Origin of the sequence: Patulibacter minatonensis DSM 18081, assembly GCF_000519325.1 — a bacterium.
In the GTDB taxonomy this organism is placed as follows: Bacteria; Actinomycetota; Thermoleophilia; order Solirubrobacterales; family Solirubrobacteraceae; genus Patulibacter; species Patulibacter minatonensis.
Window position 1 is genome coordinate 3424552 of sequence record NZ_KI912613.1, and the last position, 22202, is coordinate 3446753.

Annotated in this window: 21 protein-coding genes; 10 read left to right on the plus strand and 11 right to left on the minus strand. The window is 73.5% G+C overall.

Features of this window, described 5'->3' with window-relative positions; all coding sequences use genetic code 11:
* Positions 1-65: 65 nt before the first annotated feature.
* From PATMI_RS0115805 to PATMI_RS0115815, 3 genes are all read left to right on the plus strand, one after another.
* Positions 66-617: a carboxymuconolactone decarboxylase family protein gene (locus PATMI_RS0115805; protein WP_245604181.1), complete on the plus strand. Its 552-nt coding sequence runs from the start codon at positions 66-68 to the stop codon at positions 615-617.
* Positions 614-1006 (plus strand): winged helix-turn-helix transcriptional regulator, encoded by a 393-nt coding sequence (locus PATMI_RS0115810; protein ID WP_026911584.1) that lies wholly within the window; start codon positions 614-616, stop codon positions 1004-1006. Before PATMI_RS0115805 ends, PATMI_RS0115810 begins: the two co-directional genes overlap by 4 nt.
* A gap of 76 nt (positions 1007-1082) precedes the next feature.
* A complete protein-coding gene (locus PATMI_RS0115815) occupies positions 1083-2420 on the plus strand; it encodes a glutamine synthetase family protein (protein ID WP_026911585.1) in 1338 nt (445 codons plus the stop codon).
* A 208-nt stretch (positions 2421-2628) separates the two neighbouring features.
* Here the strand turns inward: PATMI_RS0115815 and PATMI_RS0115820 are convergent, their stop codons facing one another.
* The 3 genes from PATMI_RS0115820 to PATMI_RS0115830 form a co-directional block, all read right to left on the minus strand.
* Positions 2629-3336, minus strand: coding sequence for a hypothetical protein (locus tag PATMI_RS0115820; RefSeq protein ID WP_026911586.1), 708 nt, complete (start codon positions 3334-3336; stop codon positions 2629-2631).
* A gap of 160 nt (positions 3337-3496) precedes the next feature.
* Complete coding sequence (locus PATMI_RS0115825; protein ID WP_026911587.1) at positions 3497-4186, minus strand: hypothetical protein; 690 nt, start codon at positions 4184-4186, stop codon at positions 3497-3499.
* 110 nt (positions 4187-4296) lie between these two features.
* Complete coding sequence (locus tag PATMI_RS0115830) at positions 4297-6228, minus strand: alpha/beta fold hydrolase (protein WP_026911588.1); 1932 nt, start codon at positions 6226-6228, stop codon at positions 4297-4299.
* Positions 6229-6301: 73 nt separating this feature from the next.
* On the opposite strand from PATMI_RS0115830, the gene PATMI_RS0115835 reads away from it, so the two are divergent.
* Positions 6302-6694: a Rid family detoxifying hydrolase gene (locus PATMI_RS0115835; protein ID WP_051471783.1), complete on the plus strand. Its 393-nt coding sequence runs from the start codon at positions 6302-6304 to the stop codon at positions 6692-6694.
* A gap of 40 nt (positions 6695-6734) precedes the next feature.
* Here PATMI_RS0115835 and PATMI_RS0115840 read toward each other — a convergent pair whose 3' ends face one another.
* The 6 genes from PATMI_RS0115840 to PATMI_RS0115865 all read right to left on the minus strand — a co-directional run bounded on the left by PATMI_RS0115840 (position 6735) and on the right by PATMI_RS0115865 (position 13615).
* A complete protein-coding gene (locus PATMI_RS0115840; protein ID WP_051471784.1) occupies positions 6735-7523 on the minus strand; it encodes a 3-oxoacyl-ACP reductase in 789 nt (262 codons plus the stop codon).
* Positions 7524-7560: 37 nt separating this feature from the next.
* Positions 7561-8922 (minus strand): aldehyde dehydrogenase family protein, encoded by a 1362-nt coding sequence (locus tag PATMI_RS0115845; protein WP_026911591.1) that lies wholly within the window; start codon positions 8920-8922, stop codon positions 7561-7563.
* Positions 8919-9794 (minus strand): gamma-glutamyl-gamma-aminobutyrate hydrolase family protein, encoded by an 876-nt coding sequence (locus PATMI_RS30690; protein WP_084269998.1) that lies wholly within the window; start codon positions 9792-9794, stop codon positions 8919-8921. Before PATMI_RS30690 ends, PATMI_RS0115845 begins: the two co-directional genes overlap by 4 nt.
* A gap of 28 nt (positions 9795-9822) precedes the next feature.
* On the minus strand, positions 9823-11160 hold the full coding sequence (locus PATMI_RS0115855) for a glutamine synthetase family protein (RefSeq protein WP_026911592.1): 1338 nt from the start codon (positions 11158-11160) through the stop codon (positions 9823-9825).
* Positions 11160-12716 carry an amino acid permease gene (locus PATMI_RS0115860; RefSeq protein WP_026911593.1) on the minus strand — a complete coding sequence of 519 codons (1557 nt, stop codon included), beginning with the start codon at positions 12714-12716 and terminating at the stop codon, positions 11160-11162. Before PATMI_RS0115860 ends, PATMI_RS0115855 begins: the two co-directional genes overlap by 1 nt.
* Before the next feature lie 170 nt (positions 12717-12886).
* Positions 12887-13615 carry a FadR/GntR family transcriptional regulator gene (locus PATMI_RS0115865; protein WP_026911594.1) on the minus strand — a complete coding sequence of 243 codons (729 nt, stop codon included), beginning with the start codon at positions 13613-13615 and terminating at the stop codon, positions 12887-12889.
* Positions 13616-13860: 245 nt separating this feature from the next.
* On the opposite strand from PATMI_RS0115865, the gene PATMI_RS0115870 reads away from it, so the two are divergent.
* Positions 13861-15081 carry an acyl-CoA dehydrogenase family protein gene (locus tag PATMI_RS0115870; RefSeq protein WP_026911595.1) on the plus strand — a complete coding sequence of 407 codons (1221 nt, stop codon included), beginning with the start codon at positions 13861-13863 and terminating at the stop codon, positions 15079-15081.
* A gap of 187 nt (positions 15082-15268) precedes the next feature.
* Here the strand turns inward: PATMI_RS0115870 and PATMI_RS0115875 are convergent, their stop codons facing one another.
* Entirely contained in the window at positions 15269-15685 is a 417-nt protein-coding gene (locus PATMI_RS0115875) for a GFA family protein (RefSeq protein ID WP_026911596.1), read from the minus strand.
* Positions 15686-15837: 152 nt separating this feature from the next.
* Between PATMI_RS0115875 and ilvA the strand changes: the two genes are divergently transcribed.
* Both ilvA and upp read left to right on the plus strand, forming a co-directional pair.
* Complete coding sequence (gene ilvA / locus PATMI_RS0115880) at positions 15838-17103, plus strand: threonine ammonia-lyase (RefSeq protein WP_051471788.1); 1266 nt, start codon at positions 15838-15840, stop codon at positions 17101-17103.
* Between the two features lie 40 nt (positions 17104-17143).
* Positions 17144-17767 carry a uracil phosphoribosyltransferase gene (upp, locus tag PATMI_RS0115885; RefSeq protein WP_026911598.1) on the plus strand — a complete coding sequence of 208 codons (624 nt, stop codon included), beginning with the start codon at positions 17144-17146 and terminating at the stop codon, positions 17765-17767.
* Between the two features lie 221 nt (positions 17768-17988).
* On the opposite strand, the gene PATMI_RS0115890 is transcribed toward upp, so the two are convergent.
* Positions 17989-18303, minus strand: a complete 315-nt coding sequence (locus tag PATMI_RS0115890; protein WP_026911599.1) for a YbjQ family protein — start codon at positions 18301-18303, stop codon at positions 17989-17991.
* Positions 18304-18410: 107 nt separating this feature from the next.
* Here PATMI_RS0115890 and PATMI_RS30695 point away from each other — a divergent pair, with 107 nt between their 5' ends.
* The 3 genes from PATMI_RS30695 (at position 18411) to PATMI_RS0115905 (ending at position 21932) form a co-directional block, all read left to right on the plus strand.
* The gene (locus PATMI_RS30695; RefSeq protein WP_084269999.1) at positions 18411-19205 is read left to right on the plus strand and encodes a FadR/GntR family transcriptional regulator; all 795 of its coding nucleotides are present in this window, start codon (positions 18411-18413) and stop codon (positions 19203-19205) included.
* A complete protein-coding gene (gene leuA, locus PATMI_RS0115900; protein ID WP_051471790.1) occupies positions 19202-20947 on the plus strand; it encodes a 2-isopropylmalate synthase in 1746 nt (581 codons plus the stop codon). Before PATMI_RS30695 ends, leuA begins: the two co-directional genes overlap by 4 nt.
* A 166-nt stretch (positions 20948-21113) precedes the next feature.
* Positions 21114-21932, plus strand: coding sequence for an ABC transporter ATP-binding protein (locus tag PATMI_RS0115905; protein WP_084270360.1), 819 nt, complete (start codon positions 21114-21116; stop codon positions 21930-21932).
* Positions 21933-22202 lie beyond the last annotated feature (270 nt).

Genomic DNA, 22202 nt, shown 5'->3' on the forward strand with positions numbered 1-22202 from the left:
TGTTCGTCGCTTCACTTTGTGAAGCACCGGTAAATCCCTTCGGAAGGTTCGTCATGCCGACTGCCATGAGCCGCTTCACCATCCACGACGACCTCTCCGCCCCCGAGGGCTCGCTCCCCGTCATCAAGGGCGCGCTCGCGTCCGCGGGACAGCTGCCGAACCTCGTCGGTGTGCTGGCCGGGTCGCCCGCCGCGCTCCGCGGCTACGCCCGGTTCGCCGGCGAGCTGCGGCACGGCATCCTCGACGTGCCGACGAAGGAGCGCCTGTCGCTCGCCGTCGCCGAGCACTTCCGCTCCACCCCCGGCGTGAAGATGCACCAGCGCTTGGCGCGGCAGAACGGCATCGGGATCGACGAGGTCAAGCTCGCCCGGAACTTCGCGTCGGCGGACGAGAAGCAGGACGTCATGCTCCGGTACGTCGGGCACCTGCTCCGCAAGCGCAGCCAGCCGCCGGCGGCCCTCCAGGAGGAGGCGCTCGAGATCGGCTGGACCGAGGAGGAGCTCCTCGAGGCCATCGCCTTCGCATCCGTGGAGGTGTTCTCCGCGCTCGTGAACATCGCGGGCGACGTCCCCGTGGACGGCTCGACCGAGGAATCGCGCCAGCTCCGAGCGGCGTGATCCCGGGGGAGGGCACCGGGGGCTGCTGCCCGCAGTACCACCGCGCGGTCGAGCTGATCGGCCGCCGGTGGACGGGAGCGATCGTCGCGGTCCTCCTGGCGGAGGACGCCCCGCGCCGCTTCAGCGAGCTGCGGGCGGCCGTCCCGGGACTCTCCGACCGCGTCCTCTCCCAGCGCCTGCGCGAGCTCGAGGTCGAGCAGCTCCTGGGGCGTGAGGTGCACGCCGGGCCGCCCGTCCGCGTGGAGTACGCGCTGACGCCGAAGGGCCGCGACCTGGCGCCCGTCGTGCGCGCGCTCGAGCACTGGGGCCAGCGCTGGATGGACTGCGGGGGCAGCGGGTCGCTGGCCGTCGCCGCCGGTCCGTCGGCCGACGACCACCGGCTCGGCTAGCCTTTCCGGTCGGCGAGCGCGCGGTGGACGCGCTCCGGTCCGTCCGGACCCCCGAACCACAGGAGCGATCGACACCGTGCCCGAGACCCCGCGCACCCCAGAGGACATCAAGGCCCTGGTGGCGGAGCAGGACATCCGCTTCGTCCGGATGTGGTTCACCGACATCCTCGGCCGCCTGAAGTCGTTCTCGGTCAACGCGTCGGACCTCGACGACGCGTTCGAGGGCGGGATGGGCTTCGACGGCTCGTCGATCACCGGCTTCAACGCCGTCGAGGAGTCCGACATGATCGCCATGCCGGACCCGGAGACCTTCGCCGTCCTGCCGTGGGCCCCGAAGAACGAGGGCGTCGCCCGCATCTTCTGCGACGTCCTGACCCCCGAGCGCACCCCGTACGAGGGGGATCCGCGGTACATCCTCAAGCGCGCGATCAAGCGCGCGGAGAAGATGGGCTTCGACGTCTTCAACGTCGGTCCCGAGCTCGAGTACTACCTCTTCAAGGACAGCAAGGACACCGAGGTCCTCGACGAGGGCGGCTACTTCGACCTCACCGCGCTGGACGCCGGGTCCGACGTCCGCCGCGACACGTCGCTGGCGCTCGAGGCGCTGGGGATGAAGGTCGAGTACAGCCACCACGAGGGCGGCCCCTCGCAGCACGAGATCGACATCCGGTACGCGGACGCCCTGAAGATGGCGGACGACTGCATGACCTACCGGCTGACGGTCAAGGAGATCGCGATGCAGCACGGCTGGCACGCGACCTTCATGCCCAAGCCGCTGACGGGCGAGAACGGCTCCGGGATGCACACGCACCTGTCGCTGTTCCAGGGCGGCCGCAACGCGTTCTACGACGCGAACGACCGCTACTACCTGTCCGACATCGGCAAGGCGTTCATCGCCGGGCAGCTCCGCCACGCGCGCGAGATGTCGGCCGTCTACGCGCAGTGGGTCAACAGCTACAAGCGCCTCGCGCCCGGCTACGAGGCCCCGGTCTACGTCGCCTGGTCGCGCCGCAACCGCTCCGCGCTCGTCCGCGTGCCGATGTACCACCCGGGCAAGGAGCAGGCGACGCGGATGGAGCTGCGCTGCCCGGACCCCGGCTGCAACCCGTACCTGACGTTCGCGCTGCTCCTGCACGCGGGCCTCGACGGCATCGAGAAGGGCTACGAGCTGCCCGAGCCGATGGAGCGCAACCTCTACCACCTGTCGCCCGACGACCGCCGTCGCCTGGGCATCGAGCAGCTGCCCGAGACCCTCGGCGAGGCCGTCGAGCTGGCGGCCGAGTCCGAGCTCGTGCTCAAGGCGCTCGGCGAGCACACCCTCGACCGCTTCGTGGAGATCAAGCGCGAGGAGTGGGAGGACTACCGCGTGCAGGTCACGCAGTGGGAGCTCGACCGGTACCTCCCCGTCCTCTAGCGGGCGGCGCCAGGCGTCCGTGGACGCTTCGGATCTCGGCACGGGCGACGCTCGGCAGTGCGGGTGCACAGCTCTCGGGGCGGGCGGGCACGGAATCACGACCTCCTCGGTCCACGAACACCTGGCATCCACCCGCACCGCGTCGGTGGGCGAGAACGACGAAGGGCCGGCGGATCGCCGGCCCCTCGTCGTTCGCTGGCGCCGCCCGTCAGAAGGCGGAGCGGCGGATGCGGAAGCCGTTGCCGATCGCCTTGTCCTTGTTCAGCTTGGAGCCGGCGTTGATGTAGAGGTAGTAGTTGCCGGTCGCGTAGTTCCGCGGGGCGACGACGGCGCGGGTGCGCGCGTAGCCGCAGGTGTTGCCCGTGCCGAGCGAGAACTTGCGGAGCACCTTCTTGCCGCTCTTGCCGCGGACGATGAAGCCGTAGAGCTTCTGGCCGGCGAAGGCGGGGGCGGAGACGCGGACGACGCGCTTGCTCCGGGGGCTGCGCGGGCGCAGCGCGACGTCGATCGCGATCGTCGAGGTCTTGATCGACGTCGTCCCGGTGGTCAGCGTGCCGCTCGCGCCGAACTCCTTGACCTCGAGCTTGACCGTCCGTCCGGCGCTCGGGTAGATCCCGGCGGTGCTGAAGCCCTCGCTGAGGGTGTAGGTCGCGTTGCCGGCGGCGTCGAAGTTGCCGGACTGGAAGCCGGCCTTGCCGCCGACGCCCGAGATCTGGAATCGGCCGCCGGGCGTGCCGCCGGTGATGGTGCCGGTGATCGGCTGGTACTGGGTGCCCCCTGCGCTGGTGGGGCGGTACTGGGAGGCGTAGCACGGAGCGCTCGGGGCGATCGTCGCGGCGGACGCGACGGTCGGGACGGCGGCGATGCCGAGCATCGCGAGTGCGGGCGCGGCGGCGAGGGCGAGAGGGCGGGACATGGTGCTCCTGACGAGGGGATTCGACGACGCGGGGTGTGGCGTCGTCCGTGGGCGAAACTCTATGTCCACGCAGGCGTTTCCGACGTGAGAGCTTCGTGAGGGTGGCGCTCCGGCGGCGCGGGACCCCGGCGGGAGGGGCGGTGGACGGTGTCCCGCCGGGTCAGCGGCCGGTGATCGTGAAGCCTTGGACCAGCGTCGTCGCGGCCGTCCGGCGCAGGGTCTTCCCCGGACCGACGTACAGCCGGTACGTGCCGCGCGCGGAGCGCGACGGGGCGAGCGCGACGCGGGCGCGGGCGTGGCCGCACGCGTCGGCGACGCCGAGCGAGACGCGCCGCAGCGACCTGCTCCCGCCCTTCCGGACGACGAACCCGTACAGCCGCTGCCCCGCCAGCGGCGTCCCGGACACGGTGACGAGGCGCTTCTCCGTCGGGCTCGTCGGTCGGCCGGCGACGGCGATCGTGTAGTTCGTGACCAGCGTCTCGGCGATCGGGGTCACGACGCCCGAGGCCTCGCGGACCGCCAGCTCCAGGGTCCGACCGGCCGAGGGCCTCGATCCGAGGCCGAAGAGGCTCGTGATGGAGGCGGTCGCACCGCCGGCGGCGTCGAACACGCCCGCGACGGACCCGGCCGAGCCCGCCTTCTTCCCGGGGAGCGCCGCCAGCACCGTGTACGACGACCCCGGTGCCCCGCCGGCGAGCGTCGTGACGATCGGCTCGTCGCGCGTGCTGCTCGGCAGGTTCGAGGCGCACTCGCCGTCGACCGTCCCCGTGACCGCGCCGGCGCCGGCCGGGAGCACGAGGAGGACGGCGACGCCGAGGGCTGGACCGATGGCGAGGGGACGACGGATCATGCTGCTCCAGGGGGACTGCGGGCGGGATGCCGGGACCGGACCATAGCCCGTGGCCGTGACCCTCTGCGGCGGTGGGCGACGCTCCGCCGTCCGTGCCCGGGGCGCGGCCGTCAGCGCTCCGCGATCCGGCGGACGGCGCGGGAGACCGAGAGGCCCAGGTCGTCCACGGAGTCCGGGTCGACCCCCAGCGCCTCGTAGATCGCGGCGGCGTCGACCAGCGGGTTGGGGATCGAGTAGGTGCCCGGCCGGAGGCCCGTGCCGCGCACCTGCACGCGGATCCGTCGCTGCTCGGCGGCGACCGTGGTGACGGACGTGCCGGGCACGAAGCCCATCCGCCGCAGGCGGAGGGTGCCGCTCGCCGACAGCGTCGCCGAGCCGCTGCGCAGGCCCGCGACCTTGGTCGGCTGCTCGTCGGCGTCGAGCACCAGCGTGTCCCCGAGGTTGCCGATCGACGCCAGGAGCGCGGAGCGGATCGCGTCGAGCACCGTCGCCCGCGCGACCGCCCTGGCGCGGGCCGCGGGGGTGGACCCCAGGCCCGCGGGCGACGACGGGGCCAGCGGCGTCGCCTTCACGAGCGCGTTCGGGTGGTGGCAGCGGCCGAGCGGCCGGCCGGCCGCGAACGCCTTCAGCGCGGTCGTGACGCATCCGCGCCCGGACCCGAGGACCGAGTGGCCCTGGTCCGGGACCGACAGGAGCTGCGTCCCGGGGTGCCGGGCGGCCACGCGGCGGGCCTCCTCGGGCGACGTCCGGGTGTCGTCCTCGCCGCTCAGCACGAGGGTCGGGACGTCGGGGGCGGGACCGACGGACAGGTCGTCGGGGGTGCCCGGCCACTCGGCGCAGATGCCCGACGGCGTCAGGTCGACGAGGTCGCCCGCCACCCAGCCGCCGCGCGCCGCGGACGGCACGGCGTCCAGCGCGGCGATCGCGGCGTTCCGGCGGGGCGCCCCGATCGGCGTCCCGGCGGCCCACGGCTGGTGCGTGTCGCGACAGACGGTGGCCACGTAGCTGCCGGTGCTGATGCTCGTGGCGGACGCGGCGCCGGCCGCGGGGTCCTCGTCATCCTCCGGGAGGACGAGCAGCCCGGCCTCGCGGGCCAGCCGCCCGAGCGGTGCGGGGTCGCCCTCGCCGGCGCGCCGCAGTGCCGCGGGGAGCGCCGCGCGGAGCATCGGGTCGAGGTCCCCGGCCTGGACCAGCGAGATCACCGTGGGGGCGTCGAGCCGGGCGGCGCGACGCCGGCCCTTCCCGTCGTCGACCTTCGTGACCAGCGGCAGCGCGCGCTGGACGCGTGCGAGGTCGCCCGCGACGTCGGTCGTCACGCCGCGGCAGGCCCTGCGGTCGCAGGCGTGGTCCAGCGCCCTCGGGAGGGCCCGGAACGTGGCCAGGGAGAACGGGTCGTCGCCGGTCGGGTCGACCGAGGAGTCCAGGATCAGGCCCGACACGCGGTCGGGGTGCGCGGCGGCGTAGCGCTGCGCGGTGTAGGTGCCGTACGAGACCCCGACGACGAGCAGCTTGTCGTAGCCGCCGGCGCGCCGGACGGCCTCGAGGTCCTCCACGACGTCGGCGGTGCCGTACCGGTCGACCGCCGGGCCGAGCCGCCGCGCGCACGACCGGAAGCTCTCGGGCTCGGACAGCCCGGTGACCGCGGACGTCTCGAGCTCGGGGCAGACGATCAGGTCGGTCGAGCGACCGGTGCCGCGGGTGTCGACGGTGACGAGGTCCCGCCTGCGCAGCAGCGGCTTCAGGATCGGTGCGACGTCCGCGGCGAGGGAGGTCGCCGCCTGACCCGGGCCGCCCGCGAGGAAGAGGACGCCCTCGCGGCGGACCTTCTTCCGCCGCTCCCCGAGCTGGATCGTGCGGACCGACAGCCCGACGCGGCCCTCGACGGCGCCGGTCCGGTCGAGGGGGACCAGGACGCGGCTGCACCGGGTGCGCCCCAGGTCCTGGTCGCCGCAGGGCAGCGCGGCGGACGCCGACGGCGCGAGGACGGTGAGCGCGACGAGCGCCGGGACGAGCGCGATCGTGCGGGGGAGGAAGCGGGACACGCGACGGAACCTACCGGGGTGCGGGGGTAACGTTCCGCGCGTTCCCACCCCCCTCCGCCGGAGCTCCACCGCGATGCCCATCGACCGCCACCCCTTCGTCGTCCCGGGCGCCCCGCCCGCGATCGGCCCGTACGTCCACGCCGTCGCCTCCGGGGGGCTGCTGTTCTGCTCCGGCCAGATCCCGCTGGATCCGGAGTCCGGCGAGCTCGTGGGCGAGACGCCGGCGGATCAGGCGCGGCAGTGCCTCGAGAACCTCGCCGTCGTCGCCGAGGGCGCCGGGGGTCGGCTCGCCGACGCGGTCCGGTGCACGGTCTACCTGACCGACATCGGCGCGTTCGCCGAGGTCGGGGAGGTCTACGCCTCGTTCTTCGCGGACGACCCGCCGGCCCGTCTGGCGCTGGGCGTGGCGGCGCTGCCGAAGGGCGCGCAGGTGGAGATCGAGGCGATCGTGGCGCTGCCGCGTTGAGCTCGCCGTCGAGCGGACGTGCCGACTCCGGGCCTCGCAGCTAGATCGGCGTGACGTAGGCGGCCGTCAGCCCGCCGTCGACCATGAACGTCGACGCGGTGATGAAGCTCGACTCGTCCGACGCCAGGAACAGCACGGCGTTGGCGAGCTCCCGGGCCTGGGCGAAGCGGCCCATCGGCACGTGGACGAGGCGGCGGTTCGCGGCCTCGGCGTCGTTGGCGTAGAGCTCGCGCAGCAGCGGCGTGTCGACCGGGCCGGGGCAGAGCGCGTTGACCCGGACGCCCTGGCGGGCGAACTGCACGCCGAGCTCGCGGCTCATCGACAGCACGCCGCCCTTCGACGCGGTGTAGGCGATCTGCGACGTCGCGGCCCCCATCAGGGCGACGAACGACGCGGTGTTGATGATCGACCCGCCGCCGGTCTCCAGCAGGTGCGGGATCCCGTGCTTGCAGCAGAGGTAGACGGACTTCAGGTTGACGTCCTGGACGCGCTGCCAGGCGTCCTCCTCCGTCTCGAGGATCGAGTCGTCGTCGGGCGGCGAGATGCCGGCGTTGTTGAAGAGGACGTCGATCGTGCCGTACGTCTCGCGCACCTGCGCGTAGGCGGCGGCGACGTCCGCGCCCGACGTGACGTCGCCCTGGATCGCGAGGTCGACCTGGGGCTGGTCGGCGGTCAGGTCGAAGCCGACGACGGTGGCGCCCTGCTCGCGGAAGACCTTCGCGGTCTCCGCCCCGATGCCGGACGCCGAGCCGGTGATGACGGCGACCTTGCGCTCGAGCCGGCCGTGGTGGGAGCCGGCGGTCTCGGGGGTGCTCTGGGTGGTGCTCATGCGACTCCTCGGGTGCTCGTGGTGATGGTGCTCGGGCTCACGCGCCGGTGGCCCAGTAGACGGTCTTCAGCTCGGAGTAGGCCTCCATCGCGTGGGGGCCGAGCTCGCGGCCGACGCCGGAGCGCTTGAAGCCCCCGAACGGCGTCGAGACGCGGACCGAGCTGTTCGAGTTGATCGACAGCACGCCGGACTCGATCCCCCGGGCGACACGCAGGGCGCGGCCGCCGTCGCGCGTCCAGATCGACCCGGAGAGCCCGTAGATCGAGTCGTTCGCGAGGCGGACCGCGTCGGCCTCGTCGTCGAACGGCAGGACGGCGACGACCGGGCCGAAGATCTCCTCGCGCGCGGCGGGGGAGGACGGGTCGACCGGGCACAGCACCGTCGGCGGGAACCAGAAGCCGTCGCCCTCCGGTGCCGCGCCGCGGAACGCGACGGCGGCGTCGTCGGGGACGAACGACGCGACCTTCTCGCGGTGCGCGGCCGAGATCAGCGGGCCCATGTGGGCGTCGCCGTCGAGCGGGTCGCCGACCGTGAACGCGGCGACCGCCGGCTCCAGCAGGTCGAGGAAGCGGTCGATCGCGGAGCGCTCCACGAGGATCCGCGAGCGCGCGCAGCAGTCCTGGCCGGCGTTGTCGAAGACGGCTCCCGGCGCAGCGGCCGCGGCGGCCTCGAGGTCGGCGTCGGCGAAGACGACGTTGGCGGACTTCCCGCCGAGCTCGAGCGTGACGCGCTTGGTCGTCGCGGCGGTGTCGCGCTGGATCCCGGCGCCGACCCGGGTGGAGCCCGTGAAGGCGATCTTCGCGACGCCGGGGTGCTCGACGAGCCGAGCGCCGACGGTCGGCCCGGGGCCGGCCACGACCTGGAACACGCCCTCGGGGATCCCGGCCTCCAGGGCGATCCGCTCGAGCTCGATCGCCGTCAGCGGGGTCAGCTCGGCGGGCTTCAGGATCGCGCAGTTCCCGGCCGCGAGCGCGGGGGCGAGCTTCCACGACGCGATCGGCAGCGGGAAGTTCCACGGCGTGATCAGCCCGACGACGCCGAGCGGCTCGCGGAACGTCATCGCGACGCCCCCGGCGACCGGGATGGTGTCGCCGAGGTGCCGCTCGACGCCGCCGGCGAAGTACCGGAAGGTCGCGGCGACCATGCCGATCTCGCCGCGCGCGGACGCGATCGCGTGCCCGGCGTTGCGCGCCTCGAGGACCGCGAGCGGCTCGAGCTCGGCCTCGACCGCGTCCGCCAGCCGCAGCAGCAGCCGAGCGCGGTCGGCCGGGGCGACGTCGCGCCACGCAGGGAACGCCGCGCGGGCGCGCGCGACGGCGCGGTCGACGTCCTCGGGCCCGGCGTCCGGGACCTCGGCCATCGCCCGCCCGGTGGCGGGTTCGACGACGGTGGTGCTCATCGGGTCTCCTCGGTGCTGTCTGGTGCGGCCGACCGGTGGTCGTTCGCGGGGACGTCGGTGGTCTCGGCGTCTTCGGCGGTCGGCGTGGAACCGCGGGAGACCGCGTGCTCGTGCGCCGCCTGCACCAGCGCCGCGATCACCGCGCTCCTCGGATCGCCCTCCGGGTGCCATTGGACGGCCAGGCAGAACGTGCGGTCGGTCCGCTCGATCGCCTCGGTCAGCCCGTCGCCCGCGGCGCTCCCGGTGATCTGCCAGTGCTCGGGCAGCCGGTCGACGGCCTGGTGGTGGTGCGAGCGGACGGTCGCGACGTCGGCGCCGACCGCGCGGGCGGCGAGCGATCCGGGGAGCAGCTCGACGTCGTGCGCGTTGCGCTCGTCGAGCGTGCCGGGGACGCGGCGGTGCTCGACCGTGCCGAGCGTCTCGGGCAGGTGCTGGTCCAGCGTGCCGCCGCCGGCCGCGGCGACGATCTGCATGCCGCGGCAGATCGCCAGCAGGGGCAGGTCGTCGGCCTGCGCCGCGAGTGCGAGCGCGGCCTCGAAGGCGTCGCGGTCGGGGGTGTCGCCCGTGGTCTCCGGGTGCCGCTGGGCGCCGTAGCTCTCGGGTGCGAGGTCGACGCCGCCGGTGAGGATCAGGCCGTCGAGGCCACGCAGCGCGTCGCGGGGTCGCTCGGTGTCGACCGGGTCGACGGGCAGCAGGACGGCGCGGCCGCCGGCGCGCTGGATCGCGGCGACGTAGCTCGCCGGCACGAAGTCGGCGGTCTGGTGCCACGACGCGCCGTGGTGGATCGGCTCGCGCGCGCAGGTGACGCCGACGACGGGCCGGGGCGTGGTGATGACGACGCCGGCGGCGTCGCGGTGCTCGGTGGGGTGCATCGCGGGGTCCCGGGTGGTGGGCGTCCGGCTACAGCCGCTCGAACCCGCGGAAGCGCTCCCAGTCCGTCACGGCCGCGCCGAACGCGTCGAGCTCGACCTGGGCCATGTTGGCGTAGTGCGCGACGACCTCGGGCCCGAGGGCGTCGGTGGCCAGGGCGTTCGACAGGAACAGCTCGCGGGCGCGGTGCAGCGACGTCGGGACCTTCGGGACGTCGGCCTCGTAGGCGTTGCCCGTGCAGGGCGGCCCGAGCTCGAGCTTCCGGTCGATCCCGTCGAGCCCCGCCGCGATCGTCGCGGCGAGCGCCAGGTACGGGTTGACGTCCGCACCGGGCACGCGGTTCTCGACCCGGAGGCCCTCGCCGTGCCCGACGACGCGCAGCGCGCAGGTGCGGTTGTCCTCGCCCCAGGCGATGGCGGTCGGCGCGAACGAGGCCGACGCGTAGCGCTTGTACGAGTTGATGTTCGGCGCGAAGAGCAGCGTCAGCGCCTCGACGTGCTCGAGCTGCCCGGCGACGAACGACTCGAAGAGCCCGCGGTCCTGCGCGAAGACGTTCTTCCCCGTCGTGGCGTCGGCGATCGAGCAGTGGATGTGGCACGAGTTGCCCTCGCGCTCGTCGTACTTCGCCATGAAGCTGATCGACATGTCCTCCAAGGACGCGATCTCCTTCGCGCCGTTCTTGTAGATCACGTGCTGGTCCGCGGCGGTCAGGGCGTCGCCGTAGCGGATGTTGACCTCGTGCTGGCCGAGGTTGCACTCGCCCTTGGAGTCCTCGACCCGCATGCCGGCGGCGGTCATGTCGTTGCGGATCCGGCGGATCAGCGGCTCGACGCGGGAGGTCCCGAGAAGCGAGTAGTCGACGTTGTAGAGGTTCGCGGGCTCGAGGTCGCGGTACCCGGCGTGCCAGGCCTCCTCGTAGCCGGTGCGGAAGACGAGGAACTCGAGCTCCGTCGCCGCGTTGCAGACCCAGCCGCGCTCCTCGAGCCGGCGCAGCTGCTTGCGCAGGACCTGGCGCGGCGACGCGACGACGTCGGACCCGTCGGACCACACGACGTCGGCCAGGCAGATCACGGTGCCCGGCTGCCACGGGACCGGCCGCAGCGTCGAGAGGTCCGGCCGCATGACGAAGTCGCCGTAGCCGCCCTCCCAGGAGGCCATCGCGTAGCCGCCGACGGTGTTCATCTCGACGTCCACGGCGAGCAGGTAGTTGCAGCCCTCCGCGCCCTGCTCGACGATGTCCTCGACGAAGTGGCGCGCCGTCAGGCGCTTGCCCTGGAGCCGGCCCTGCATGTCGGTCATCCCGAGGACGACGGTGTCGACCTCGCCGGCGTCGACCTGCGCCTGCAGGTCCTCCAGGGTCAGCGGCATCAGGCGTCGAGCTCCTCTTCGATCTCGGAGACGGTGTGCAACGGTCCGGTGAACCACTTCCGGGCCGACAGCATCCACCAGATCCCGACGGCGCCGAGGACGACCACGACGGTGACGGGGGCGTAGTTCACGCTGCTCCACGTGAAGTCGTCCTGCCACGGCAGCCCGGCGTCGGACGTCGGGATGACGAAGAGCACGCAGATCAGCACGATCCAGGCGATCGCGATCCCGCCGATCACGCGGTAGCGGCTCCCGAGGCTCCAGTCGCCCGTCTCGAAGTCCTTGCCGTGCTTCAGGCGCAGCCAGATCGGGATCGCGTACGAGATGTAGAGCCCGATGACCGCGATCGACGTGGCTGCCGCGTAGGCCACCGACGACTTGTCGGCGGCGACCAGGAGCGACGGGATCAGGAGAATCCAGGCGAATACGACGACGAGGCCGACCGCCGCCGCGGGAACCCGCCGCGCGGTGAGCGTCGACCAGAAGCGCGAGCCGGGCACCGCCTTGTCGCGGGAGAACGCGTAGGCCATCCGCGACGCGGCCGTGATGGACGCGTAGCCGCAGAAGAGCTGGGCGACCGCCGCGATGATGAGCAGCAGGTCCGAGAGCCCTTTGTCCAGGGAGTTCTGCAGGATGTAGATGACGGGATACCCGCCGTCCCCGGACACCTTGAGCGCCTCGTCGAGGCTCGGGATCGCGAAGGTCACCGCGAGGATCAGCACGTAGCCGAAGACCGCGGAGACGAGGATCGTGTTGATGATCCCCTTCGCCACCGCGGTCGAGGCGTTCTTCGTCTCCTCGGACATGTGTGCGGACGCGTCGTACCCGGTGAACGTGTACTGCGCGTGGAGCAGGCCGAGCAGGAAGCTGAACCCGACGCCGCCGAAGCCCACGCCCGACTGGTCGACCGTCTTCGTGAAGACGAACTTGAACGACTGATGGTCGTGCGCGAAGAACGCGAGCACGAGGACGAAGATCGCGACGCCGGCGACGTGCCACCAGGCGCTGACCATGTTCACGCGCGCCGAGATCTGCGGCCCGATGATGTTGAGCCCCGCATGGAGCAGGAGGAGGACGGTGAAGACGACGAAGATCGCCGTGCGGTCGGTCCCGACGCCGAGACCGAGGACATCGAGCACGGCCGTCACGAAGATCGCCGAGCCGTAGACGATGGCCGCGGTGACGGCCACCTGCCCGACGAGGTTGAACCACCCGGTGAACCAGCCGTGCGCGGGCTTCCCGAGCTTGGACGCCCACCAGTAGAGGCCGCCGGCGGTGGGGTAGGCCGACGCGAGCTCGGCCATCGCGAGACCGACGAAGAGGACCATGACCGACACGAGTGGCCAGCCCCAGGCCATCGTGATCGGCCCGCCGTTGAGCAGGCCGATCTGGTAGCTCGCGAGACCTCCGGTGAGGATCGAGACGATCGAGAAGCTGATCGCGAAGTTCGAGAACCCGCTGAGGCTCCGCTCGAGCGTGGGCTCGTAGCCCATCGCGCGGAGCCGCTGCTCGTCGGCGTCGCCCTGGGGTGTCGTTGGTTCCTCGACCGTGCTCATGCCGTCGCTCCGCCTTAAAGGTTTGCTCGCCGTGCCTTCTGGGCGAACCTACCCGCGGTCCGGGAGCCCGGTCAATCGCCGTTCGTCCAAACCCGCGTGCTCGTGGTCACGGACGCAGACCGCGCCGGGACCGTCCGGCCGCGCCGAGGAGTCCGGGCCCCGCAGGCGGCTCAGGCCGGCGCGAGGCCGGCGATGACCTGCTCGGTGCCGGCGAGGTGGCGACGGATGGTCCGCACGGCCGTGGCCACGTCGCCGCGCTCGACCGCCGCCACGAGTCGGCGGTGCTCCACGTTCGAGTGCTCGAGCACGGCGCGGGGGTGGGCGATGTGGCCGATCAGGTCCGCGGCGTCCGCCTGGAGCTCGGCGGCCTGGAGCACGAGGCGCCGGACGCCGGTCACCTCGGCCAGGCCGACGTGGAGGGCGGCGTCGGCACGCCGGTAGTCAGGGAACCCGTCGGCGCCGGCCATGAGGTCGATCTGCCCGCGCAGCGCAGCGAGGCCGTCGGCCACCGCGGAGGGTTCCGCGGCCGACCGCTCCGCGGCCAGGCACGCCACGCCCACCTCGAACGCGCGCCGGGCGGCGACCCGGTCCCGCCAGTCGGCCGGCAGGGCGCCCACCGCCCCGTGTGCGGCCAGCGGCGGCCGGTCGACGACGAACGTCCCGCCGCCCCGCCCGCGGGTCGCGACGAGGTGTCCGGACTCCGAGAGCGCCCCGAGGGCCTGGCGCAGCGTCGACCTCGAGATTCGCAGCTGCTCGGCGAGGTCGCGCTCGGGCGGGAGCCGGTGGCCGGCGGGGAGGAGGCCGGCGCGGATCGCGCTCCCCAGGCGCTCGACGGTCTCCTCGAGCGTCGTGGGCGTGACGACGGGCGAGAAGACCGCGTCGGTGGCGTCGGTGGCCATCGACGGACGGTAGCGCCGCCGCTCGACGGCCATCGCGGAGGAACCGGGACATCGGACGTACGGTGCGCCCGGCGTCGTCGCCGTACGCTGCGACCCCGTCGCAACCGGGGACGAGTGGTGGTCCGTAGAGCAGGTGACCGCGAGCCACCCCGATCGGGGGGTACTCTGGGCGGTCTGTCACCCGTGCGTCTGACGGATCTCCTCCGTCCGGGGCACGACACCCAGCCGTCGTCATCGGAGCACCCATGGCCACCACCGCCGCGTTCAACACCGAGCCCACCGATCCCGAGACGCGGGACGAGATCGTCGCGCTGGTCCGCCAGTTCACGGACGAGCAGATCATCCCGCAGGCCGAGCACTTCGACTCGACGGACACCTGGCCCGAGCCGATCGTCGACGGCCTGAAGGAGCTCGGCCTGTTCGGCGTCACGCTGCCGGAGGAGTACGGCGGCCTCGGCCTCGATCTCCAGACCTACGCGCGGATCGCCGAAGAGCTCGCGCGCGGCTGGATCTCGGTCCCGGGCATCGTCAACACGCACTTCATCGGCGCGTACCTGCTGATGAAGTTCGGCACCGAGGAGCAGAAGCAGAAGTACCTGCCGTCGATGGCCACCGGCGAGCTGCGCGCTGCGTTCTCGCTGTCGGAGCCGCACGCCGGCTCCGACGTGCAGGCGATCAAGACGGCCGCGAAGAAGCTCGACGACGGCCGCTACGAGATCAATGGCCAGAAGCTGTGGGTCACCAACGGCCTCATGAGCGGCCTGGTCTTCGTCCTCGTCGTGACGGACCCGACCGCGAAGCCCGCCTACAAGGGCATGACGTGCTTCATCTGCGAGAAGGAGCCCGGCGTCGGCGTCAACACCGGCGAGTACGAGGGCTTCGAGGTGCCGCCGAAGATCAAGAAGATGGGCTACAAGGGCGTCGAGTCCACCGAGCTCGTCTTCAACGGCTACAAGCTCGGTGCCGACCAGATCCTGGGCGGCGAGGAGGCCGGACTGAACAACGGCTTCAAGCAGATGATGGACTCGCTGGAGGTCGGTCGCGTGAACGTCGCCGCCCGCGGCGTCGGGGTCGCGCAGCGCGCCTTCGAGCTGGCGATCCGGTACGCGCAGGAGCGCGAGACGTTCGGCAAGCCGATCGCCCAGCACCAGCTCGTGCAGGAGAAGCTCGCCGACATGTACACGCGCCTCGAGGGCGCGCGGCTCCTGACCTACCGCGCGGCGGAGCTCAAGGACAAGGGCGAGCGGTCCGACACCGAGGCCGCGATGGCGAAGCTCGCCGCGTCCGAGGCCGGCCACAAGAACGCCGAGGACGCCCTCAGGATCCACGGCGGGTTCGGCTTCTCGAAGGAGTACGAGATCGAGCGCATCTACCGCGACGCGCCGCTGCTGTTGATCGGCGAGGGCACCTCCGACATCCAGCGCATGGGCATCGCCAAGGGCCTGCTCAAGCGCTTCGCGATCTAGGACCGCACGGGCGGCGCCTGCCGCCCGGTGGACCGACCCGCGGCCGGCCGACGGTCGGGGTCACGAGGGCGTCCCGCGGGGCGCCCTCGGTCGTTCGGAGGGCGGGGCGGGGCGGATCGTCGACGTCGGCAGGGAGCGGACCTGGTCATGGTCGTCGACGTCGACGTCCGGGACCGGCCCGCCGAGGTCAGAGGGACGGCAGGCGCTCGTCGAAGCGCGGGAGGCCGTCGTCGGGGATCGGCTCCCACGGCGCGGCGTAGGCGACGAACTGCCGTGCCTGCGGGCGGACGCCCGGATCGCCGTCGATCGCGGCCATCCGCACCATCACGCGGTCGTGGTCGTCGGGGTCCTGGGCGAAGACCGCCGAGCCGCAGGCCGTGCAGAAGACCTTGTCGAAGCCGCTGCCCGGCGCCCAGCGCCCGAGCGCGGCCTCGCCGCTGACGAGCCGGAACGACCCGTCGACCGTCTTGGCCGACGCCTGGGCCGCGGTCCCCGTGCGGTGCTGGCACCGGGTGCAATGGCAGTAGGCCGCGGCGACGAGCGGTTCGGAGATCTCGAAGCGGACGGCGCCGCAGCCGCAGCCGCCGGAGAGGGAGATCGTCATGAGGCGACGCTACCCGCCGCGGCGGAGTCCCATCGACCCGGCCGTCGCCGTGCCGGGGCCGCGGCCGGGGCGTCGGGGCGTGATCCGGGGGCCGGCCGCGCCGCAGGCGGCGCGGCCGGGGACGGACGACCGGGCCGCTACCGTCGAAGGCGATGCCCGCGCCGTTGCCCGATACCGCCCCCGACGCCGCGCGCCGCGCACGCGCCCGGGCCGCCGTCGACGGCATCGTGCGGGTCACGCCGGTCGTGCGGTCGGCCGGGCTCAGCGAGCGGTTCGGCGCGCCCGTCGACCTGAAGGCCGAGTCGCTGCAGCGGACCGGTGCGTTCAAGCTGCGCGGCGCGCTGGCGAAGCTCGCGGCGCTCGGCGACGAGGCCGCGCCCGGCGTCGTCGCGGGCAGCGCCGGCAACCACGCCCGCGGGGTCGCGCAGGCGGCGCTCGAGCGGGGGCTGCCGGCGGTCGTGTTCATGCCGGTCGGCGCGCCGATCGCGAAGATCGAGGCGTGCCGGGCCCTCGGCGCCGACGTGCGGCTCGTCGAAGGGCAGGTCGAGGCGTCGCTGGCCGCCGCGAAGGAGCATGCCCGCGAGTCGGGCAAGGTCTTCCTGCACCCGTTCGACGACCCGGACGTCGTCGCCGGGCAGGCGACGATCGGCAGCGAGCTCCTGGAGCAGATCCCCGACCTGGCCCAGGTGGTCGTGCCCGTCGGCGGGGGCGGGCTGGTCTCGGGCATCGCCACGGCGATCAAGGCCGAGCGGCCCGACGTGCGCATCGTCGGGGTGCGGGCGGCGGCGCGCGGGGCGCAGCGGGCGTCACGGGAGAGCAGCTCGCCGGTGCTGCGGACCGGGGGCTTCGCGCGCCGCGAGTCGCCCGTGACGACGATCGCCGACGGCATCGCGGTGAAGGAGCCCGGCGCGTACACGGGGCCGCTCGTCGAGGCGCTCGTCGACGAGCTCGTGGCCGTCGACGAGGACTCGATCGCCGAGGCGATGGTCCTGCTGCTCGACCGCGTGAACCTCGTCGTCGAGGGGGCCGGGGCCGTCGGTCTGGCCGCCCTCCTGCGGGATCTCGTCCCGCGGCCGGACCGCGGCAGCACCGCGCTGGTCCTCTCCGGCGGCAACGTGGACACCGGTCTGCTCGCCGAGATCGCCCGGCGGCACGAGTCGCTCGTCGGTCGCCGTCTCGGCGTCGTCGCGCTCCTGCCCGACCGCCCCGGCGCCCTGGTCCGCCTGGCCACGGCGATCGCGAGCGTCGGCGCCAACGTCGTCGAGGTCCAGCACGTGCGCGAGGGCATCGACCTCCACGTCGGCGACACGACCGTCCGCCTGATGCTCGAGACCCGAGGCCCCGAGCACGCCCACGAGGTCCTCGCCGCGATCGAGGCCGAGGGCTTCCCGGTCCGGCGGGCCGACGAGGCGGGGTGACGCTTCGGCGGGGTTCGCGTCGCCTGCGACCATGACCCGCGTGCCGGACCTCCGCGTCATCGATCACCCCCTGCTGGCCGACCGCGTGGCGGTGCTGCGCGATGAGGCGACCGACCGGGCGACCTTCCGCCGCGCGCTGCGGGCCGCCGCCGTGCTCCTGGCCGTCGAGGCGACCCGTGACCTGGCGACCGAGGTCGGCACGGTGACCACGCCGCTCGAGGAGACCGCGGCGACCAGGATCGCCGGCGACGTCGTCCTCGTGCCCGTCCTGCGCGCCGGGCTCGGGATGCTCGACGCCTTCCTCGACGTCGTCCCCGAGGCCCGCGTCGGGCACATCGGCCTGGAGCGCGACGAGGTCTCGCTGCAGCCGCGTCGCTACTTCGAGCGCCTGCCCGAGCAGGTCCCGGCCGCCCGGACGCTCGTGCTGGACCCGATGCTGGCCACGGGCGGCAGCGCGGTCCACGCCCTCGACGCGCTCCGCGAGGCCGGCGCGCGGGAGCTGGCCCTCGTCGTGCTCGTCGCCGCGCCCGAGGGCGTCGCCGCCGTCCAGGCCGCGCATCCGGACGTGCCCATCATCGCCGCCGTGCTCGACCGCGAGCTCGACGACGACGGGTTCATCCGCCCGGGCCTCGGCGACGCGGGGGACCGGGTCTTCGGGACCTGAGGCGGACCGCCCGCGGCCGACGGAGTCGGTGGTCGAGGGGACGTGGTCGTCGTTCGGTCGCTGGGGGCGTTCGAATCGCGACCACGTCGGCGGGCCGGGGGACGTGGTCGTCCTTCGGCCTCTGTGGGCGGCCGAATCGCGACCACGTCGGCGGCGTCCGGGCCACCCTGCCGTCCCGGCTGCCCGACCGGCGACGCTCGCGTCGTCGATCGGCGACCGTCCTACCGCAGGCGCACCGCGGTGCCGTAGGCGCAGATCTCCGTGCCGGTCTGCGCGTACTCCGTGGTCTCGAAGCGGAAGGCCACGACGGCGTCGGCGCCCTTGGAGGCGGCCTCGTCGCGGAGACGCTGGAGGGCCTCCTCGCGGCTGTCGTGGAGCATCTTCGTGATGCCCTTCAGCTCGCCGCCGACGAGGGACTTGAAGCCCGCGCCGATGTTCGAGCCGATGTTGCGGGAGCGAACGGTGAGGCCGAAGACCTCGCCGAGGGGCTCCGCGATCTCGCGGCCGGGGACGTCGTTCGTGGTGACGATGAGCATGGTTCGACCCTAGTCCGCACACCGGGGATCGGGTGACGGTTCCGCCATCGCGCGGAACCTTCCCCGCAGATCACAGACATCTGATGACTTGGTAGGCTGCGCGTCCGATGGCCATGACGCCCATAGGGCGCGGCTCGCTGGGCGAGCTCGCGGCCGACCAGCTGCGCGAGCAGCTCGCCGCAGGCGCGTGGCCCGTGGGAACCAAGCTGCCCGCGGAGAACGTGCTCGCCACCCAGCTGGGTGTCGGGCGTTCGACGGTGCGCGAGGCCGTGCGGGTGCTCGTCGCCGCGGGGCAGCTCGAGACGCGGCAGGGCTCGGGCACGTACGTGCTGGCCCTCGAGCCGCCGCCCGAGTGGGAGCCCCGCGTCCGGCGCGCCGACGTCCTGGACGTCTACGAGGTCCGCGAGGCGCTGGAGTCGCAGGCCGCCCGACTGGCCGCGCAGCGCCGCACGGACGACGACCTCGTCGCGATCGACGCGGCGCTCGTCGCCCGCGAGGTCGCGCGCGGGGGAGGCGTGGTCGAGCCGTTCGTCGACGCCGACCTGGCGTTCCACCACGCGATCGTGGCCGCGGCGCACAACGCGCTGCTCGAGGAGATGTTCCGGTCGTTCCTCGGCGTGCTGCGGGCGGCACTGGTCCACGTCGTCGAGGAGACCGTGCTGGACGTCGTCGACGACGCTCGCGCGCACGCCGACCTCGCCGCCGCGATCCGAGCCGGCGACCCCGACGCCGCGATCGCCGCGACGCACGCGAACGTCACGGTCACCGGCGGTCAGCTGCGCGCGGCCGCCGACGCCGAGGCCGGGTCCGACGCCCCCACCGCCCCCCTTCCCTCCGGCACCGCCCCGCGCGACGCCGGCGATCCGTCCGAAACCACCTCCGATGGGAGCGCCCCCGCATGAGCACCGAGACGAATCCCACCTGGAGCCTCCAGCGGCCGAGCGGCATGCCGTCGCACCGCTACCGGCCGTTCCACCAGCGGGTCGCGTTCGACCTGCCCGACCGCGAGTGGCCGACGCGCCGCATCGAGAAGGCGCCGATCTGGGCCGCGGTCGACCTCCGCGACGGCAACCAGTCGCTGATCGACCCGATGGACACGGACCGCAAGCGCCGGATGTTCGAGCTGCTCGTGAAGATCGGCGTCAAGGAGATCGAGGTCGGCTACCCGGCGTCCGGTGCGACGGACTTCGACTTCGTCCGCTCGCTGATCGAGGACGACGCGATCCCCGACGACGTGCGGATCATGGTCCTGACGCCCGCCCGCAAGGAGCTCATCGAGCGGACCTTCGAGGCGCTGCAGGGCATCGACCGCGCGCTCGTCCACCTCTACACCGCGACGTCGCGGCTGTGGCGCGAGGACGTCCTCGGGCAGACCACCGACGGGCTGATCTCGCTCGTCCGTGCCGGCGCGGAGGACGTGCTGCGCGGCGTCGAATCGCTGCCGGACACCGACGTCCGGCTGCAGTTCTCGCCGGAGACGTTCTCGCTGACCGAGCCCGAGGTCGCCCTCGCCGCGTCGGACGCCGTGTCGGCGCTGTGGCAGCCGACGCCGGAGCAGCCGATGGTGCTGAACCTGCCGTCGACGGTCGAGGTCTCGACCCCGAACGTGTTCGCCGACCAGATCGAGTGGATGGACCGCGGGATCGCCAAGCGCGACGCCGTGATCATCTCCGTCCACCCGCACAACGACCGTGGGACCGGTGTCGCCGCGACCGAGCTGGCGCTGATGGCGGGCGCCGACCGCGTCGAGGGCTGCCTGTTCGGCAACGGCGAGCGCACCGGCAACGTCGACCTCGTCACGCTGGCGTTGAACCTGCACACGCAGGGCGTCGACCCCGAGCTCGACCTCAGCGACATCGACGCCGTCCGGTCGACGGTCGAGTACTGCAACCAGCTGCCGGTCCACGAGCGCCACCCGTACGGCGGCGACCTCGTCTACACCTCGTTCTCCGGAACGCACCAGGACGCGATCAACAAGGTCTTCCGCAAGCGCGAGGCCGAGGCGAAGGCCCAGGGCATCGAGCCCGGCGAGGTGATGTGGGAGGTCCCGTACCTGCCGATCGACCCGCACGACGTCGGCCGCAGCTACGAGGCGGTCATCCGCGTCAACAGCCAGTCCGGCAAGGGCGGCATGGCGTACCTGATGAAGACCGAGCACGGCCTCGACCTGCCGCGCCTGCTGCAGGTCGAGTTCTCGCAGGTCGTCCAGGCGCGGACGGACGCCGAGGGCGGCGAGGTCACGCCGAAGCGGCTGTGGGAGATCTTCTCCGACGCCTACCTGCCCGGCTCGACGCCGCCGTGGGGGCGCTTCCGCGTCTGGGAGCACCGCACCGCGTCGCGCCCGGACGGCACCGACGAGCTCGGGATCCAGCTCGACGTCGACGGCCAGCCGCAGAGCCTCACCGGGGTCGGCAACGGTCCGATCGACGCGTTCGTGCACGCGCTCGCCGACCTCGGCGTGACGGTGCGCGTCGACGACTACGTCGAGCACGCGATCGCCGCGGGGGAGGACGCCCGCGCGGCGTCCTACGTCCGGTGCTCGATCGACGGCCGCTCGGTCTGGGGCGTCGGCATCCACGAGAACATCGTGCGTGCGTCGCTGGACGCGATCATCAGTGCCGTGAACCGCGCGTCGCGTGGGTGAGGACGGCGCGGCGCCAGGCCCGGCGACCACGGGCCGGGCGGAGGCGGCCGGTCCGGTGGGGTCCGAGGCGGATCCGGCGACGGGACCCGCCACGGGGGACACCCCGCCCGCCGTCCGCCTGACCGACGTGAGCGTCCGGCGGCACGGCCGCGACGACCGGCCGCTGATGCTGCTGCAGGACGTCACGTGGACGGTGCTCTCGGGCGAGCACTGGGTCGTCCTCGGGCCCAACGGCGCGGGCAAGAGCACCATGCTGCAGCTCGCCGGCGGGGTGAGCCACCCGACGACGGGCACGGTCGACGTCCTCGGGCATCGCAGCGGCCGGACCGACCTGCGCGCGCTTCGCGAGCGGATCGGCCACGTCGACGCGGCCACTGCCCGGGACCTCAAGCGCGGTCTCGACGGCCGGGGCGTCGTCCTCTCCGGCGCGTTCGGCAGCCTGGCGCCGCAGTGGCGCAGGCTCGGTCCCGAGCACGACGAACGCGCGGCGGGCCTCCTCGAGCTCACGGGCTCGACGGCGCTCGGGTCGCGACGGTTCGACGACTGCTCGCAGGGCGAGCGTCAGCGGCTGCTCCTCGCCCGCGCGCTGATGGCCCACGGCGTCTCCCGCGAGGCCGGGTCGGCGTCCGGCGCCGACCCCGAGGACGCCTGGGCGGTCGCGGCGGCCGAGGACGCCGGCCCGGACCTGCTGCTGCTCGACGAGCCGACGAGCGGCCTCGACCTCCCGTCCCGCGAGCGGCTGGTGGCGGCGCTGGCCGCGACCGCCCGCCGCTGGACGTCGCTGCCGACGATCACGGTCACGCACCACCTCGAGGAGATCCCGCCGACGACCACGCACGCGATGCTCCTGCGGGACGGGCGGGCGATGGAGCAGGGCCCGGCGGACGACGTGCTGCGCTCCGGGCCGGTGTCGGCCTGCTTCGGGATCGACGTCGTCGTCGAACGGCGCGGCGGGCGATGGAGTGCCCGCGTCGGGGACGCCTGACCGGACGCCCGGGACCCGCCGGGTTCGTTGCCCGGCCGGGCGGCCTCCCGCCGGGCGGCCGTGTCGACGGGAGCGACACCCGGACCCGCGGCCGACAGGGCCGGGTCAGTCGTCCGGCAGCTCGACGATCCCGGCCCGCCCGGGACCCGGCAGGACCGCGTCCCCGTCGGCGGTCCGTCCGACGATGAGCGTGTCGCGCGCGCCGGTCGACGCCGCGTCCGGGCGCGGCGCGGGGAACACGGCCACCGGTCCCGGCCGCGTCGTGCGCCG